We start from the raw sequence: 15247 nt of genomic DNA, 5'->3' as shown, positions 1-15247 counted from the left end.
AGCGCCCCCCCCGACGGCCGGGTCGTATCTGACGCGGCGTAGGTATGCACCAATCAAGCTCCTGCTTTCCGAGGGCGCATATTCCATGCGGTCCTGCGGCTTGGAAGGAATTCGTCCCGTGCAATCCGCTCACCCGCCACGACCCCCTTACCCCCCACGCCCCGGAGCGAGTCCGGCGGAGTCCGACCGCAATCTTCTGGCCCGACTGGGCGAGAACGGCGTGGACGGCCATGCCGTCGCCCTGTTGATGGCGCGGCACTGGCAGGCGACCTACGAATACTCGGTCATCTGTCTTGCCTCCTGGTCCGGTTCGGCCTCGATGGCGGCCGCCGCGGCATTTCATCGCGTCCTCGGACGGGCGGGTGACGGCGCACTGCGCCCACAACTTCTCGTCGCGGTGAGGGAGTTCGTCAAGGAGTGGGCCGCGGACGACGAAATCTCCGCCGTCCTGCCGGAACTTCGCAAGACGATCGGTGGCCGTGGTCTACGCGCGGCGAGGTCCGTCACCCCCGAAAGGCGACTGCTCGCCGAGCGCGCATTCCGGGCCCTTCCCGGGGCCTCCCAATGCCTGCTGTGGCATGTCGAGGTCGAAGCCGAACCCATATCCGTACCGGCCGGTCTGCTGGGTGTGGACACGGCCCGTGCGACGGCCGCCGTCGAGCAGGCACGCGAACAATTCCGTACCGGCTGTGTCCGCGCCCACCGGGAACTCGCGCCCACCAGCGAATGCCGTTTCTACAATCGTCTCCTGGATGTCCCGATTCGTCGGGGCGGGGACCTTCTGCCCGATGTCCGCAAACATCTGACGGAATGCCGGTACTGCCGTCACGCGGCCGAACAGCTCAGCCATTTCGAGGGCGGTCTCGAGGTGCTGCTCGCCGAGACGGTGCTCGGCTGGGGTGCCCACCGCTATCTCGAGTCGCGGCCCGCGCGTGCCGCCGGGCGTCCGGAACCGGCCCGGCCCGGCGCGGTCCGCGGGAAGCCCGGCGGGCGCCACCGCCCGGTCCCGGCCGGTCTCCTGGCCCAGCCCCGCAAGAGCGCCCGGGCCGTTCTGGTGGGCGCCGGTCTGACCTCCCTGGCCCTGCTCGCGACGGTGCTCGTCACCAAGGGCTGGTCCGACGAGGGCGGTGTCCCCGCACCCGGCGCCACCTGGGGCGCGGTGAGCAGCAACACCGTACGGCCGAGCCCGTCACAGGTCTCCCGGGACGCCGGGTCGCCGTCCGCCGCGTCCATGGGCGAGCCGGTCGAGGTCGGCCACGGCAGGCTCCGCAACGACGACGCGGGGCTGTGCCTCGACACCCACGACGCGCGGATCGCGGACGGTGCGAGAGCCGTGCTCGCGGAGTGCTCCTCCGCCGGGTCCCAGCAGTGGTCGTACCAGGAGGACGGACTGCTGCGCAGCGCGTCCGACCCCCGGTTCTGCCTGGACTCCGACGCCGAGAAGCGGTCGATCGTGGTCGCCGACTGTCTGACCCACGCGGGAGAGGTCCGCTACGACCTCACCGTGCGCGGCGAACTGCTCCTGCGGCGCGGGAAGGGCCTCCTGGTCGCGCCCGGAAAGCCCGGGAAGCCCGGGAAGGGGGAGGAGGCCGTCGTCGTCACCGAGCGGAATGGCTCGAAGGGGCAGCGGTGGCTGCTGGAGTCCACCGGCGAGAGCGCGCCGGCACAGCAGGGCCCGCAGTCGCCGCAGGACACCGAGTCCGTCCTGCCCTCCGAAGGGTCGGGCGAGGATCCGGCCGCACCCCGACTCGTCCCGGCCCCGCCCTCCGGTTCCGACGACCGCTCGGACAAGGGGCCCGGTGACTCCGACGAGAGTCCCGACCGGCCCTCGGACCAGCACGGAAGCTCGCAGGAGCGGTACGGGACACGGGCCGCGCAGGTCGACCACGACGACTCCGAGCCGGCCGCGCCCGCGATCCCGGCGGCGCCGGCCGAGGTGGCCGGGGCGGTGCTGGGCGCGGTCGTGGACACCGTGCCCTCGATGACGGCGCCCGTGGCCTCCGGCCTCGGCGTGCTCGGCGCGGGTGCGGTGCACGGCGGCGGCCGGTGACCCGGTGCTCCGGACGCCGGTTCTCGTGAACCGGTAGGCTGCCCCGGCGTGCGTCGGCAGTTGGCGCGCGCCGGGAACGCGACTCAGGAGGAACCGGCGTTGCACGTCCAGGAATGGCTCGACACCGTGCCCCCGGCCGCCGTCTACGCCCTGGTGGGCCTGGTCATCGGCCTGGAGAGCCTGGGCATCCCGCTCCCCGGCGAGATCATCCTGGTCTCCGCCGCGCTGCTGTCCTCGCAGCACGCGGGGATCAACCCCGTGGTGCTCGGCGCGTGCGCCAGCGTCGGAGCGGTCGTCGGTGACTCCATCGGCTACGCGATCGGACGCAGGGGCGGCCGGCCGTTGCTCACCTGGCTGGGCAACAAGTTCCCGAGGCACTTCAGCGAGGGCCATGTCGCCACGGCGGAGCGGTCCTTCGAGAAGTGGGGCATGTGGGCGGTGTTCTTCGGCCGCTTCGTCGCGCTGCTGAGGATCTTCGCCGGCCCGCTCGCCGGTGTGCTGCGGATGCCGTACTGGAAGTTCCTGATCGCCAACGTGCTGGGCGGGATCGTCTGGGCGGGCGGCACGACGGCCGTCATCTACTACGTCGGGATCGTCGCGGAGTCCTGGCTGAAGCGGTTCTCGTGGCTCGGGCTCGTGCTGGCCGTGCTGATCGGGCTGACCTCGATGCTGGTGCTCAAGCGCAAGGCGGCGAAGGCGACGGCTCAGAAGCAGGCGGCCGAGCCGGAGGTTGTCCCGGCCGCCGACTGATCCTCACGGTGCCTCGTGCACCTCGTGATGGGCCTTGGCCAGGTCCGAGTAGAGCGTCCCGTTCAGGGTGACCCCCTGGCGCTCCTCGTCCGTCAGTTCCCGCCGCACCTTCGCGGGCACGCCCGCCACCAGGGAACCCGGCGGTACCTGCATGCCCTGCGGGACCAGTGCCTGCGCCGCGACCAGGGAACCCGCGCCGATCACCGCGCCGTTGAGGACCGTCGCGCCCATGCCGATCAGGCAGTCGTCCTCGACCGTCGCGCCGTGCACGACCGCGTTGTGGCCGACCGAGACGCGCTCGCCGATCGTCACCGGGAAGCCGGGGTCGGCGTGGAGCGTGCAGTTGTCCTGGATATTGCTGTGGGCGCCGACTGAGATGCGTTCTACATCGCCGCGGGCCACCGCGCCGTACCAGAGGCTCGCCCCCGCCTGCAGTGTCACGTCTCCGATCACGGACGCGGTGGGCGCCACGAAGGCGTCCCCGTCGATCTTCGGTTCCCGTCCGCCGATGCCCGTGATCAATGCCTTGTGCGCCATTTCGCCTCCTGGGTTCGTGATATCCGGAACCGTACGCCACGCCGGTGGGGCGAAGATCACAAGGTATGGGCCCTCTCCGGGCGCCGTGCGCTCAGTACGGTGAGTCCGTGCCGAAGAGCAAGAACACGTTCTCATCCTGGCGGGGCCGTCTCGTCCAGCGTGCCGTGCACGCGGGCTGGGCCTGGGTGCAGCGCGCGGGCTCCGTCACCGCCGAGCACCCGGGGCGCTTCCGCTTCGGCGCGCTGGGTGAGCACAGCCGGCTGGCGTTTCCGCTGGGCACGGTGTTCGGAGAGCCGTGGATCGAGATCGGCTCGCACTGCATCGTGGGCGAGCAGGTGACCCTGACCGCGGGGCTCATGCCCGACCTGGACCTCGGTCCGGAGCCGATCCTGCGCATCGGCGACGGGGTCGTGCTGGGGCGCGGCAGCCATGTCATCGCCGACACCACCGTCACGATCGGCAGCGACTGTTACTTCGGGCCCTATGTCTACGTGACGTCCACGAACCACTCCTACGACGATCCCCACGAGCCCATCGGCAAGCAGTGGCCGCGGATGGAGCCGGTGTCGATCGGGCCGGGGTGCTGGATCGGGACCGGGGCGGTGATCCTGCCGGGCGCCCGGATCGGACGGAACGTGGTGGTGGCGGCCGGTGCGGTGGTCCGGGGAGTGGTTCCGGACCACGCCGTGGTGGCCGGGGCGCCCGCCCGGGTCGTACGGCGGTGGACTCCCGGGGACGGCTGGCAGCCGCCGCTGCGGACGCCGGCGCCTGTGCCCATCCCTCCGGGGGCCACGGCGGAGCAGTTGAACGCGCTGGCGGGGTTGGACGACGCGACGGTGGCGAAGTTGGCGGAGCTGGACTGAAGGTGCCCACGGGGTGCCGGAATGCTTGTCGGGCGGCCGCGGCCGGCGGGGGCTGGTCACGTGTTTCCCCGCGCACCCGAACGCCGTGGCGGCGTCAGCCCGTCGCCAGGAGGACCGTGCCCAGCAGGGCCAAGCCCGCTCCCGCCGCCTGGAGTGCTCGTAGTCGTTCGCTGAGGAAGCCTCGGGCGGCCAGGGCCGTGACCACCGGGTAGAGCGAGGCGAGGACCGCGGCCACCGTCACCGGGCCGTGCTGGGCCGCTACCGAGTACGTGCCGTTCGCCGCCACGTCCGCGAGGCCGATGAAGGCGAGCGCGGGGAGGGACTGCCAGGGGAAGCCGTTAGCGGGGAGGGCGGGGGCCCCGCGCCGCACCGTTGCGTACAGGGCCGCTCCGCCCACCGCCACATTGACCAGACGCTGCACGAACAGCGCGAGGAACAGGCCGGTGACGGTCGTGGACGCCTCCGCGATCAGGGCGAACACCGTGCCGAAGCCGAGGGCCGCGATCAGGGTGAGGACGATCGCCCGGCGTTGCACCGGGGCTCCGCGCAGCTGCGGGCCGCCCGCCAGGATCACGCCCGTGACGGCCACCGCGATCCCCAGGGCCTGCACGGGCCCCGGGCGCTCGCCGAGGAACAGGCCGAGGCCCACCGGCACCGCCACGCTCAGCGTGCCCAGGGGGGAGACGACCCCCATCGGGCCCAGCGCGAGTGCCTTGTAGAAGCAGATCAGGGCCACCGGACCGGCCAGCCCGGCGGCGAACGCGAACCACAGCCGCGGTCCCGCCTCGCTCCAGCCACCGGTAGCCGCCACGATCGCGCCGAGCACCGCCGCCGCGATCCCCTGCGACACCACGACCACCGTGAGCGCCGGGAGCCGTCGGGTCAGCACACCGCCGCCGAAGTCGGCCAGACCCCACAACAGGCTGGTGGCCAGGGCGAAGAATGCTGTCACGGTCGCCTCGCAGTACAGTTCGGTGAACGGTCGGGTGCACCCCACCGTAGTTCAGTCAGTTGCACTATGTCATACAGAATATTGGACGTGACGTGTCGGACCTCGACCTGCTGACCCAGTCCCTCGCGCGCAACGTCAAGCGCTGGCGGACCGAGCGTGGCTTCACCCTGGACACGCTCGCCGCCCGGGCCGGTGTCAGCCGCGGCATGCTGATCCAGATCGAGCAGGCCCGGACCAACCCCAGCCTCGGCACCGTCGTGAAGATCGGCGACGCGCTCGGCATCAGCATCACCACGCTGCTCGACTACGAGCAGGGGCCCAAGGTGCGGGTCGTCCCCGCCGAACAGGCCGTACGGCTGTGGCACACCGAAGCGGGCAGCTACAACCGGCTCCTCGCGGGCGCCGAGGCGCCGGGCCCGCTGGAGATGTGGGACTGGCGGCTGATGCCGGGCGAGAGCAGTCCGTCGGACCCGCACCCCACCGGCACGGTCGAACTCGTCCATGTCACGGCCGGCGAACTCACCCTCACCGTCGACGGCGTGGAGCACCGGATCCCCGCGGGCGCGAGTGCCTCCTTCGAGGCGAACACCCCGCACACGTACGGCAATCAGGGCGCGGTGCCGATGGAGATGGTCATGGCCGTCTCGGTGCCGGCCGTCTCCTGAGCGGCTGTTAGCGTGCCGTCATGGACGCACCCATCGGACACTTCGACCACGCCACCCCCGCCCCTGCCGCCCTCGACGAGCTGATCCGCCCGGTCGCCGACGCCGTACGCCACTGGAGCGGCAGCGTCCCCGCCGAGCAGATCGTGTACGTCGACACCGACCCGCGGTGGGCCGACACCGCCGTCTTCGTCGAGCACTACGGCCGGGAGCTGCTCGAGCAGTCGGCGAACTGCGTGGTGGTGGCCGGCAAGCGCGGTGGTGAGACCACCCTCGCCGCGTGCGTGGTCCTGTCCACCACGCGGGCCGACGTCAACGGAACGGTCCGCCGCCACCTCGGCGCCCGCAAGGCATCGTTCGCCTCGATGGACACCGCGACGGGGGAGACCGGCATGGAGTACGGCGGCATCACCCCGGTCGGACTCCCCGCCGACTGGCCGCTGCTGGTCGACTCGGCCGTGGTCGACCTGCCCTACGTCCTGGTCGGCAGCGGGCGACGGCGCGGCAAGCTGCTCGTGCCGGGCAAGGCGTTCGCGGAGCTCCCGGGGGCCGTGGTGCTGGAGGGGCTCGGCACCGCCTGACCTCAGGCCGGAGTGTGGTGGGCGAGGGCGTGATGCGGGTCCTGCTCGCCCGGGACCGGTGCCGGGTCGGCGTGCACCAGGGCTGCCGTGAGGCGGGGCACCGCGTGCAGCAGGGCGTGCTCCGCCGCCACGGCGACCGCGTGCGACTGACGTACCGTCATCTCCCCGTCCACCACGACCGCCACCTCCGCGCGCAGCCGGTGCCCGATCCAGCGCAGCCGCAACTCGCCCACCCCGCGCACCCCTTCGACCTCGCGCAGCGCGCCCTCGGCCCGGTCCACGAGGTCCGGGTCGACGGCGTCGAGCACTCGCCGGAACACCTCGCGTGCCGCGTCCCGCAGCACCAGCACGATGGCGGCCGTGATGGCCAACCCCACGATGGGGTCGGCGAGTTGCCAGCCCAGGGCGGAGCCGCCGGCCCCGATCAGCACCGCCAGCGAGGTGAACCCGTCGGTGCGGGCGTGCAGTCCGTCCGCCACCAGCGCCGCCGAGCCGATGTCCCGGCCCACCCGGATGCGGTAGCGGGCCACCCACTCGTTGCCCGCGAAGCCCACCAGCGCGGCCGCGGCGACCGCGGGGACGTGTGCCACGGGACGCGGGTCGAGCAGGCGGTCGATCGCCGTCCATCCCGCGAAGGCCGCGCTGGCGGCGATGGTCAGCACGATCACGATGCCCGCGAGATCCTCGGCGCGGCCGTAGCCGTACGTGAAGCCGCGGGTGGCCGCACGCCGGCCCAGCACGAAGGCGATGCCCAGCGGTACGGCGGTCAGCGCGTCCGCCGCGTTGTGCACCGTGTCGCCGAGCAGGGCCACGGACCCGGAGACGGCCACGACGACCGCCTGCATCAGGGCTGTTGCCCCGAGCACCGCAAGCGAGACCCACAGGGCGCGCATGCCGCGGGCGGAGGACTCCAGGGCGGAGTCGAGCTTGTCGGCGCTCTCGTGGGAGTGGGGGGTGAGGAGGTGGGCGAGCCGGTGGCGGAGGGTGTGCCGGTGCTCCCGAGCGTGGTGGTGGTGATGCCCGTGGTGGTGGTCGCTCACGTGATGCCCCTTCCGGTGCGCGCGCTGGTGGACGTATCGCGCCCACGGAGCCATTATGTGCGTATGAGCGCACGCATGCACCTGTCACCTGCGCACGATGCGCATCCGCGCACCCCCGGCGAGGAGCAGTTGGCCCTCGCCGCCGAGATCCTCGCCCTGCTCGGCGACCGCACCCGGCTGACCCTGCTGCACGCCCTGACCAGGGGAGAGGCCGATGTCACCACCCTCACGGAGGTCTGCGGAGCGGCCCGTCCCGCGGTCAGCCAGCACCTGGCGCGGCTCCGGCTGGCGGGGTTGGTGAACACCCGGAAGGAGGGGCGCAGGGTGATCTACGCGCTGCGTGACGGCCATCTGCGCCGACTGGTCGACGAGGCGCTGAACGTGGCCGACCACCGGATCAGCGACCGTCCGGTGCACGACTAGTAGGCGGAGGCCGTCCCGAGGTACTGCTCCGCGAAGGCGGCCGCCGCCGCGGGCGAGGTGAACAGGCGGCGCAGGCGGGCGAAGGTGGTGCCCGCGCGGTACTCGTCGCCTGACGAGGTGCCGTGGTAGACCTCGGAGAGCCACTGGGAGAACTCCTGGTAGTCCCACACGCGCCGCAGACAGGCCTCCGAGTAGCCGTCGAGGCCGCTGCCGTCGTCCTTGCGGAGGTAGGCGACGAGTGCGTCGCCGAGCAGGAAGGCGTCGTGCAGGGCGAGGTTCATGCCCTTCGCCGCTATCGGCGCGGTGAGGTGGGCGGAGTCTCCCGCCAGGAAGAGGCGGCCGAACGTCATGGGCTCGACCACGTAGTTGTGCATGTCGAGGACGCGCTTCTCGATCAGCCGGCCCTCGGTGAGCGGCGGGGTGCCGTCCGCGCGCAGGCGCTGCTGGAGTTCGGCCCAGACGCGCTCGTGGGACCAGTTCCCGGGGTCGTCGCCGGGCGGGCACTCCAGGTAGTAACGGGTGACCTCGGGGCTGCGGGCCATGTGCCCGGCGAAACCGTTCGGATGGATGCCGAACAGGACGCAGTCGGAGGACGGCGGCGCCTCGGCCAGCAGCGCCAGCCAGCCGATGCCGTAGTCGTGCCGGGCGATGTCCGTGGACTCGGGCAGGACGGTGCGGCTCACGCCGCGGGCCCCGTCGCAGCCGGCCACGAACTCGCACTCGACCAGCTGCCGTTCACCGGTGTCGGGATCGGTGTACGACACGGACGGCCGGGGCGTCTCCAGGTCGTGCAGCCGGACGTCCCGGACGCCGAAGCGGATCTCGCCGCCCCTGGCGTCGGCGTACTCGCGCACCAGGTCCGTGACCAACAGGGGTTGCGGGTACACGAAGTGGTGCTGTCCCGTCAGCTCGCCGTAGGCGAACCGGAAGCGGTCGCCGGCGAAGCGGAACTCGCACTCGGTGTGCAACTGGGCGCTCTCCAGCAGGGTGTCGGCGAGACCCCGCCGCTGCAGACCGCGTACCGCCCACTCCTCGATGACGCCCGCGCGCGGCCGCTGCTCGATGAACTCGCGGGTCTCCGCCTCGAGGACGAGGCAGTCGGTGCCCGCGGCCCGCAGGATGTTGCCGACCGTCAGTCCGGCGGGCCCGGCGCCCACGATGACGACCGGAAAGTGCTGCGTCGCACCGGAGTTGGGGTGGGAGGTCACCCGGACATTATGGCGGCGTCCCGGTGCGGGCGGGCAGGGGTGCCGGGTGCCTCCACACGCGGAGGCACCCGGTCCGGCCGGCTCAGTGCGCGGGCGCGTCGGTGACGACGACCTCGTCGATGCTGCGCTCGATCTCCGCGGCCGAGGACGCGGTGGCCCTGGCCCAGTAGTAGATCGCGAGGGAGAACGCGGCGATGAGCAGGATGTCCCACCACAGGGCGATCCGGCCCGAGCCGCCGAAGCCGCCCTGCCAGGAGATCAGGCCCATGCCCACCAGGTAGACCGGCAGCCACTGGGCGGCCTTCCAGTCCAGGCGGGGTGCGTCGGGCAGACCCTTGGCGACGGCGTAGCGCGCGTAGCCGCCCAGCAGTACATAGCCGAGGACGATCGCGATCCCGAGCCGCCACAGGGTGTGCCAGCCCGCCCAGTAGATGATGAGGTTGGCCACCACGAAGGACAGCGGCGACAGGACCGACCCGGCGGGCAGCCGGTAGGGGCGCTCGTGGTGGGGCAGCCGGTCGGCGAAGACGCCGTACGCCAGCGGGGCGCCCGCGTACATCAGGACGCTCGCCGAGGTGATGAAGCTGACCAGCTGCTGCCAGCTCGGGAAGGGCAGGAAACAGACCACGCCGGTCACGAAGGAGATGGCGAGGCCGAACCAGGGCACGCCCCTGCGGTCGGTCCGCTCGAACAGCTTGGGTGCGTAACCGTTCTTGGACAGGCCGTAGGAGACCCGCGAGGTCGCGGTCGTGTAGATGAGCCCGGTGCCGCCCGGCGAGATCACCGCGTCCAGGTACAGCACCACGCTCAGCCAGCCGAGGCCGACGAGGGTCGCGAGACCGGCCCAAGGTCCGCTGATCCCGGGGTAGTCGAGCTTCGCCCAGCCGTGCGCGAACGTGCTGTGCGGCAGCGCGCCGATGAACACGACCTGGAGCAGCACGTAGATGACCGCGCCGATCGCGACCGAGCCGATGGTCGCGCGCGGCAGGTCCCGCCTGGGGTTGCGGCTCTCGCCCGCCAACTGGATGGCCTGCTCGAAGCCCAGCAGGGCGAAGATGATGCCGCTGGTGCTGATCGCGCTCAGCACCCCCTTGGCGCCGAACGGCGCGAAGCCCTCCGAGTGGAAGTTGCCCGGGTGGAAGTTGCCGATTGCGATGATGAAGATGGCGGCCAGCGGCACCGCGATCTTCCACCAGGTGGCGGCGCTGTTGGTGTGCGCGAGCGCCCGTACCCCGAGGAAGTTGACGACCACGAAGACGGCCATGAGGAGCACGGCGACGAGGAGTCCGCTCGTCGTGAGCGTCTTGTCCGCGTGCTGCAACCCTCGCGCCCAGGACCAGTGACCGGCATAACCGATCATCGCCTCGACCTCGATCGGCGCCACGGTGGCCGCCTGGAGCCAGGAGAACCAGCCGAAGGACATTCCGGCGAGGCCGCCGAAAGCGTAGTGCGGATATCGGGCGGTGCCGCCCGCCACCGGGAACATTCCGCCGAGTTCCGCGTGGACGAGGGCGAGCAGCACGATGGCCACCGCGCCGATCACCCACGAAATCACGGCGGCGGGGCCGGCCACCACCACGGCCTCCTGGGCGCCGTACAGCCAGCCCGAGCCGATGATGGAACCCACCGAGGCCCACATGAGCCCGATCAGCCCCACGTCCCGCCGCAGGCCGCCACCGGGCGTTCCCTTTGTCTCAGGTGCTGAATCGACGCTTACCATAAATTAAGAGGCCTCTCACGAATTACATGCATTCAATGTGTGAGCGGCCCCACATTACGAATCAACCGCCTTTGATTCAAAGGCGGTTGTCGCATATTTGACTTCTCTGCGGGGAATTCCTTGCGAGTATTTCAGGAATTCGGGAAAAACGTCAGGGCAGGCGGGGGATCTCGATTGCCGGGCACCTGTCCATGACCATGTCGAGGCCGGCTGCGCGGGTGCGGTCGTAGGCCGCCTCGTCGATGACGTCCAGCTGGAACCAGACGGCCTTCGCGCCCTTCGCCACCGCCTCGTCGGCCACCGCTCCGGCGAGGTCGCTGTTCACGAACACGTCGACCACGTCGACGTCGAAGGGGATGTCCGCGAGGGAGGCGTACCCCGGCTCGCCGTGCACGGTCTCCGCCTTGGGGTGGACCGGCACCACCCGCTTGCCGTACCGCCGCAGCACCTCGGCGACGCCGTAGGCCGCGCGCCGCCGGTTCGTCGACAGGCCCACGACGGCCCAGGTGTCGCCGAGTTCGGTGAGGATCTTGCGGATCGTCGCTGGGTCGCCGTACACGTCTGGCCTCCTGGGAGGGGTGGAATCGCGCCATGGGAGGGAACACCGGGCGCCGTCCGGGTCTTCCCGGGCCGGGCCGCGCTACTGCTCCGCGGGCAGCGGGACCGACCACACCAGCGTGGCGCCGCCGTCGGCCGGGCGGCTCAACTCCAGCTCCCCGCCCAGCTGATGGGCTCGTTCCGCCAGGTTGCGCAGCCCGCTGCGACGGCCGTCAGGAGGGATGCCGACGCCGTTGTCGGTGACCGTGAGACGAATGCGGCGGGCGTCGGCCGTGAGGGCGACGGCGGCACGGTCGGCCCGGGCGTGCCGGGCGGTGTTGGTGAGCGCCTCGGACAGCACGGCCACCACGTGATCGGCGATCTCCCGGGGCACGTCCGTGTCCACCAGGCCCTCGATCCGCACGCTGGGCGCGAAGCCCAGCACCGGCGCCGCCTCGCCCGCGATCCGCACCACGCGCGCCCGCAGCCCGGCCTCCTCGGCGCCCTCGCGCGAACGCAGGCCGAAGATCGTCGACCTGATGATCTTGATGGTCTCGTCGAGGTCGTCCACCGCGCGCCCGACCCGCTCGGCGGCCTCGGCGTGCTCGATGAACCGGCCCGCGCTCTGCAGGGTCATGCCGGTGGCGAAGAGCCGCTGGATCGCGAGGTCGTGCAGATCGCGGGCGATCCGGTCGCGGTCCTTGAGCACGGCGATCTGCTCGGCGTCCCGGCGCCGCTCGGCCAGTTCCATCGCGACGGCGGCCTGCGCGGCGAAGGCCTGGAGGGTCTCCGTCTCGGTCGCCGAGAACTCCGGCCGGCCCGCCTCCCGGGCCAGCAGGAGGACACCGCGGACCCCGCCCTCGCTCGTGCCGATGGGCACGGCCACGGCGGGCCCGAGGCCCTGGAAGCGGGGCGGCTCGGGGGATATCCGTTCATCGTGGCGGACGTCCGCGCTGACCGCAGGGGCCGCGCTCGAGAAGGCCAGCCCCATCAAGGTCGACTCCACGGGCAGGACGAGCCCCCGGTGCCGCTCGGCGTCGAGTCCGACGGCGATCTCCACCGAGAGCGAGCCGCTGCCCGGCATGGGCAGCGCGACCGCCGTCAACGCCGAACCGGTGATCTCGCCGGCCCGCTCGGCGATCAGGGCGAGCACCTTCGCGCGGTCGCCGCCGGACATGAGCCGGTGGGTGATCTCGGCGTTGGCCTGCAGCCAGCGTTCGCGCAGTCGGGAGTCCTCGTAGAGGCGGGCGTTGTCGATGGCGACACCGGCGGCCACCGCCAGTGTGGACAGCACGGCCTCGTCCTCCTCGTCGAACTGCGCGCCGTTCCGTTTCTCGGTGAGGTAGAGGTTGCCGAAGACCTGGTCGCGCACCCGGATCGGGACGCCGAGGAAGGTGTTCATCGGGGGATGGTTCGGGGGGAAGCCGTAGGACGCCTGGTGCTCGGAGAGCTTCGTGAGCCGCAGGGGTGTGGGGTGGCGGATGAGTTCGCCGAGGATGCCGTGGCCCTCCGGGTAGGGGCCGATCCCGGCGATCTGTTCGTCGGTGACGCCGACGGTGTGGAAGGCGGAGAGCCTCCTGCCGTCGGGGCCGATCACGCCCAGGGCCGCGTACTGGGCGTCCACCAGGGCGGCGGCCGCCTCGACGATGCTGTGCAGGGCCTGCTCCAGGTCCAGCTCCCGGCCGACCGAGAGCACGGCCTCCAGGAGGCTGTGCACCCGGTCCCGGGTGCTGCGGGCCGCGTCCAGCCGCGCCTGCAGTTCCTCCAGGAGCTCGTCCAGCCTCAGCTGCGGCAGCGGTACACGCGCCTCTCGGGGCTCCTCGGGGCTTGCCACCTGTGCTCCTCCGGTCCCCTTGACGGCGGACACCGGCCGCCGTGGTCAGTGCCACGGTAACGGCCGACGGGCCGACACGGTACGGATCCGGACGCGCCGGCCCGCGCTGGAACGCACCGCGGGGGCGTGGTGGGGGCTGGTACCGGGGGTGGGCCGCTTTCGTGCAGACGGGGTGACGGGTCGCCCGTACGGCGCCGGGCCGCCTCCGTGCCGGCCTCCTGCAACTCGTCGTCCCCGTTCGCTCGGGTGGCGGCGGCTGGTGGCGGGGGCCGGGTGCCGGCGGCCGGTGACCGGTGGCCATGGCCGGGGTGCGCGGGGTGGTGGCGGAAAGTACGGTGGCGGCCAGGTGTTCGACGCCGGGCGGGCGATGGCTGTTCCGGCAGTCGGCGGAGGGTGGAGGCGGCATGGCCGGGAAGGGCGCGGAGACGCTGTCGCGCAAGGTGTACGAGAAGGAACTGCTGCGCCTTCAGACGGAGTTGGTGAAACTCCAGGAGTGGGTGCGCGCGGAGGGCGTCCGGCTCGTCGTGGTCTTCGAGGGCCGGGACGCGGCGGGCAAGGGCGGCACCATCAAGCGGGTCGCCGAGCACCTCAACCCCCGTGTCGCCCGGATCGCGGCGCTGCCGAAACCGACCGAGCGCGAGCGCACCCAGTGGTACTTCCAGCGGTACGTCGAGCACCTGCCGGCGGCCGGCGAGATCGTGCTGTTCGACCGGTCCTGGTACAACCGGGCCGGCGTCGAGCACGTGATGGGTTTCTGCACCAAGGAGGAGCACCAGCTGTTCCTGCGCCAGTGCCCGATCTTCGAGCGCATGCTCACCGAGGCCGGGATCGTGCTGCGCAAGTACTGGTTCTCGGTGAGCGACACCGAGCAGCAGGAGCGGTTCAGAAAGCGCCTGGAGGACCCGCTGCGGCGCTGGAAGCTCTCACCGATGGACCTGGAGTCGATCACTCACTGGGAGGCGTACTCACGGGCCAAGGACGAGATGCTGGTGCACACCGACATCTCCGAGGCTCCGTGGTTCGTCGTGGAGAGCGACGACAAGCGCCGTGCCCGCCTCAACATGATCGCCCACCTGCTCGGCTCCGTGCCGTACCGCGAGGTCCCCCCGCCCGTCCTCGAACTGCCCGAGCGCCCGAGGTCGACGGGCTACGAGCGCTCGCCGCGTGATCTGCAGACCTACGTCCCCGACCACGCGGCGACTCTGTGAGCCCAGCCGGTCATCCCTGCTCGGGCACGATCGCGACCGGGCAGGCGGAGTGGTGCAGCACCCGGTGGGCCACCCGGCCCAGCTGCAGCCCGAAGTGGCGGGGGCGGCGCCTGGCGCCCACGACCAGGAGGTCGGCGTGGTGCGAGGCGGCGACCAGCACCGACCCGGCGGGGCCCTCGACGGTACGGCGGTGCAGTTCGGCGGCCGCGGGCGCGTCCTGGAGTGCCGCCTCCAGCGCGTCGACCGCCTGCTGCTCGTGCAGCCGGGCGGGCTCCCCGGCCAGCAGAGGATGGTCGGTGCTCTCGTGCGCCGGGCACCGCCAGGCCCGTATCGCCTCCACCGGCACGTTGCGCCGCGCCGCCTCCTCGAAGGCGAAGCCCAGCGTCGTCGGCCCGCCGACCCCCACGACGATGCGGCCGTGCCGCCCCGCCCTGGCCTGGTTGTCGTGGCTGCCCCGCACGATGATCACCGGGCAGTGCGCGTGCCCTGCCACCGTCAGGCTCACGGAACCCAGCAGCGCCTCGGTCATGCCACCGCGGCCGCGGGTGCCGGTCACCAGCGCGGAGGCGTTGCGGCTCTCACGGACCAGCGCGTACTCGGGTTCCTCGAAGACCACCTCCGAGGTCACCTTCAGGTCGGGGTGGCGAGCGCCGGCCCGCCGGACGGCGTCCTGGACGACGTCCTGCGGCAGCACCCGCTCGGAGGGCTTGCCGAGATCATGGGCGAGAGCGGCGCCCTCGTAGCGTTCCCACAGGCAGGCGTTGACGATCCGCAGCGGCAGTCCGCGCAGGGCCGCCTCGTCGGACGCCCAGTCCACGGCCCGCAGGCTCGGCTCGGAGCCGTCGACACCGACGACGACCGGAAGATCCATCGACATCGCGC

At 71.9% G+C, this 15247-nt stretch carries 15 protein-coding genes; 7 read left to right on the top strand and 8 right to left on the bottom strand.

All coding sequences use genetic code 11. From position 1 onward, the window contains the following. Nucleotides 1–247: 247 nt before the first annotated feature. Both IOD14_RS29040 and IOD14_RS29035 read left to right on the top strand, forming a co-directional pair. Nucleotides 248–2050, top strand: coding sequence for an RICIN domain-containing protein (locus IOD14_RS29040; protein WP_249126306.1), 1803 nt, complete (start codon nucleotides 248–250; stop codon nucleotides 2048–2050). A 99-nt stretch (nucleotides 2051–2149) separates the two neighbouring features. Further along, nucleotides 2150–2800 (top strand): DedA family protein, encoded by a 651-nt coding sequence (locus IOD14_RS29035; protein ID WP_123992534.1) that lies wholly within the window; start codon nucleotides 2150–2152, stop codon nucleotides 2798–2800. A gap of 3 nt (nucleotides 2801–2803) precedes the next feature. Here the strand turns inward: IOD14_RS29035 and IOD14_RS29030 are convergent, their stop codons facing one another. After that, nucleotides 2804–3337 (bottom strand): gamma carbonic anhydrase family protein, encoded by a 534-nt coding sequence (locus IOD14_RS29030; protein ID WP_212671955.1) that lies wholly within the window; start codon nucleotides 3335–3337, stop codon nucleotides 2804–2806. 107 nt (nucleotides 3338–3444) lie between these two features. Between IOD14_RS29030 and IOD14_RS29025 the strand changes: the two genes are divergently transcribed. Beyond that, nucleotides 3445–4200, top strand: a complete 756-nt coding sequence (locus IOD14_RS29025) for an acyltransferase (protein WP_123987767.1) — start codon at nucleotides 3445–3447, stop codon at nucleotides 4198–4200. 94 nt (nucleotides 4201–4294) lie between these two features. Here IOD14_RS29025 and IOD14_RS29020 read toward each other — a convergent pair whose 3' ends face one another. After that, nucleotides 4295–5152 (bottom strand): EamA family transporter, encoded by an 858-nt coding sequence (locus IOD14_RS29020; RefSeq protein WP_212671954.1) that lies wholly within the window; start codon nucleotides 5150–5152, stop codon nucleotides 4295–4297. A gap of 92 nt (nucleotides 5153–5244) precedes the next feature. Here IOD14_RS29020 and IOD14_RS29015 point away from each other — a divergent pair, with 92 nt between their 5' ends. Both IOD14_RS29015 and IOD14_RS29010 read left to right on the top strand, forming a co-directional pair. Next, nucleotides 5245–5817 carry an XRE family transcriptional regulator gene (locus IOD14_RS29015; RefSeq protein ID WP_123987765.1) on the top strand — a complete coding sequence of 191 codons (573 nt, stop codon included), beginning with the start codon at nucleotides 5245–5247 and terminating at the stop codon, nucleotides 5815–5817. Between the two features lie 20 nt (nucleotides 5818–5837). Beyond that, on the top strand, nucleotides 5838–6395 hold the full coding sequence (locus tag IOD14_RS29010) for a YbaK/EbsC family protein (protein ID WP_123987764.1): 558 nt from the start codon (nucleotides 5838–5840) through the stop codon (nucleotides 6393–6395). 2 nt (nucleotides 6396–6397) lie between these two features. Here the strand turns inward: IOD14_RS29010 and IOD14_RS29005 are convergent, their stop codons facing one another. Next, nucleotides 6398–7435 carry a cation diffusion facilitator family transporter gene (locus IOD14_RS29005; RefSeq protein WP_212671953.1) on the bottom strand — a complete coding sequence of 346 codons (1038 nt, stop codon included), beginning with the start codon at nucleotides 7433–7435 and terminating at the stop codon, nucleotides 6398–6400. 63 nt (nucleotides 7436–7498) lie between these two features. Between IOD14_RS29005 and IOD14_RS29000 the strand changes: the two genes are divergently transcribed. After that, nucleotides 7499–7858 carry a metalloregulator ArsR/SmtB family transcription factor gene (locus IOD14_RS29000; RefSeq protein WP_174269063.1) on the top strand — a complete coding sequence of 120 codons (360 nt, stop codon included), beginning with the start codon at nucleotides 7499–7501 and terminating at the stop codon, nucleotides 7856–7858. On the opposite strand, the gene IOD14_RS28995 is transcribed toward IOD14_RS29000, so the two are convergent. The 4 genes from IOD14_RS28995 to IOD14_RS28980 form a co-directional block, all read right to left on the bottom strand. Next, complete coding sequence (locus IOD14_RS28995; RefSeq protein ID WP_212671952.1) at nucleotides 7855–9066, bottom strand: 4-hydroxybenzoate 3-monooxygenase; 1212 nt, start codon at nucleotides 9064–9066, stop codon at nucleotides 7855–7857. The two genes, IOD14_RS29000 and IOD14_RS28995, sit on opposite strands and share 4 nt — an antisense overlap. Nucleotides 9067–9148: 82 nt before the next feature. Then, nucleotides 9149–10786, bottom strand: a complete 1638-nt coding sequence (locus IOD14_RS28990; protein WP_123987761.1) for an APC family permease — start codon at nucleotides 10784–10786, stop codon at nucleotides 9149–9151. A gap of 151 nt (nucleotides 10787–10937) precedes the next feature. Continuing rightward, the gene (locus tag IOD14_RS28985) at nucleotides 10938–11345 is read right to left on the bottom strand and encodes a CoA-binding protein (protein ID WP_123987760.1); all 408 of its coding nucleotides are present in this window, start codon (nucleotides 11343–11345) and stop codon (nucleotides 10938–10940) included. Between the two features lie 81 nt (nucleotides 11346–11426). Continuing rightward, complete coding sequence (locus IOD14_RS28980) at nucleotides 11427–13157, bottom strand: GAF domain-containing protein (RefSeq protein WP_212671951.1); 1731 nt, start codon at nucleotides 13155–13157, stop codon at nucleotides 11427–11429. Between the two features lie 404 nt (nucleotides 13158–13561). Here IOD14_RS28980 and ppk2 point away from each other — a divergent pair, with 404 nt between their 5' ends. Continuing rightward, nucleotides 13562–14365, top strand: coding sequence for a polyphosphate kinase 2 (gene ppk2 / locus IOD14_RS28975; RefSeq protein WP_123987758.1), 804 nt, complete (start codon nucleotides 13562–13564; stop codon nucleotides 14363–14365). 10 nt (nucleotides 14366–14375) lie between these two features. Here ppk2 and IOD14_RS28970 read toward each other — a convergent pair whose 3' ends face one another. Next, nucleotides 14376–15242 (bottom strand): universal stress protein, encoded by an 867-nt coding sequence (locus IOD14_RS28970; RefSeq protein WP_212671950.1) that lies wholly within the window; start codon nucleotides 15240–15242, stop codon nucleotides 14376–14378. Between the last annotated feature and the right edge of the window lie 5 nt (nucleotides 15243–15247).

The organism is Streptomyces sp. A2-16 (assembly GCF_018128905.1).
In the GTDB taxonomy this organism is placed as follows: domain Bacteria; phylum Actinomycetota; class Actinomycetes; order Streptomycetales; family Streptomycetaceae; genus Streptomyces.
The sequence above is the reverse complement of the archived record's forward strand: the minus strand, read 5'-3'. Positions and strand labels throughout refer to the sequence as shown.

Excerpts from the sequence above, each read along its gene's own strand:
- IOD14_RS29000 (WP_174269063.1), top strand. The coding sequence starts at position 7,499 with ATGAGCGCACGCATGCACCTGTCACCTGCGCACGATGCGCATCCGCGC.
- IOD14_RS29030 (WP_212671955.1), bottom strand. The coding sequence starts at position 3,337 with ATGGCGCACAAGGCATTGATCACGGGCATCGGCGGACGGGAACCGAAG.
- ppk2 (WP_123987758.1), top strand. The coding sequence starts at position 13,562 with ATGGCCGGGAAGGGCGCGGAGACGCTGTCGCGCAAGGTGTACGAGAAG.
- IOD14_RS29010 (WP_123987764.1), top strand. The coding sequence starts at position 5,838 with ATGGACGCACCCATCGGACACTTCGACCACGCCACCCCCGCCCCTGCC.
- IOD14_RS28970 (WP_212671950.1), bottom strand. The coding sequence starts at position 15,242 with ATGTCGATGGATCTTCCGGTCGTCGTCGGTGTCGACGGCTCCGAGCCG.
- IOD14_RS29040 (WP_249126306.1), top strand. The coding sequence starts at position 248 with ATGGCGCGGCACTGGCAGGCGACCTACGAATACTCGGTCATCTGTCTT.
- IOD14_RS28990 (WP_123987761.1), bottom strand. The coding sequence starts at position 10,786 with ATGGTAAGCGTCGATTCAGCACCTGAGACAAAGGGAACGCCCGGTGGC.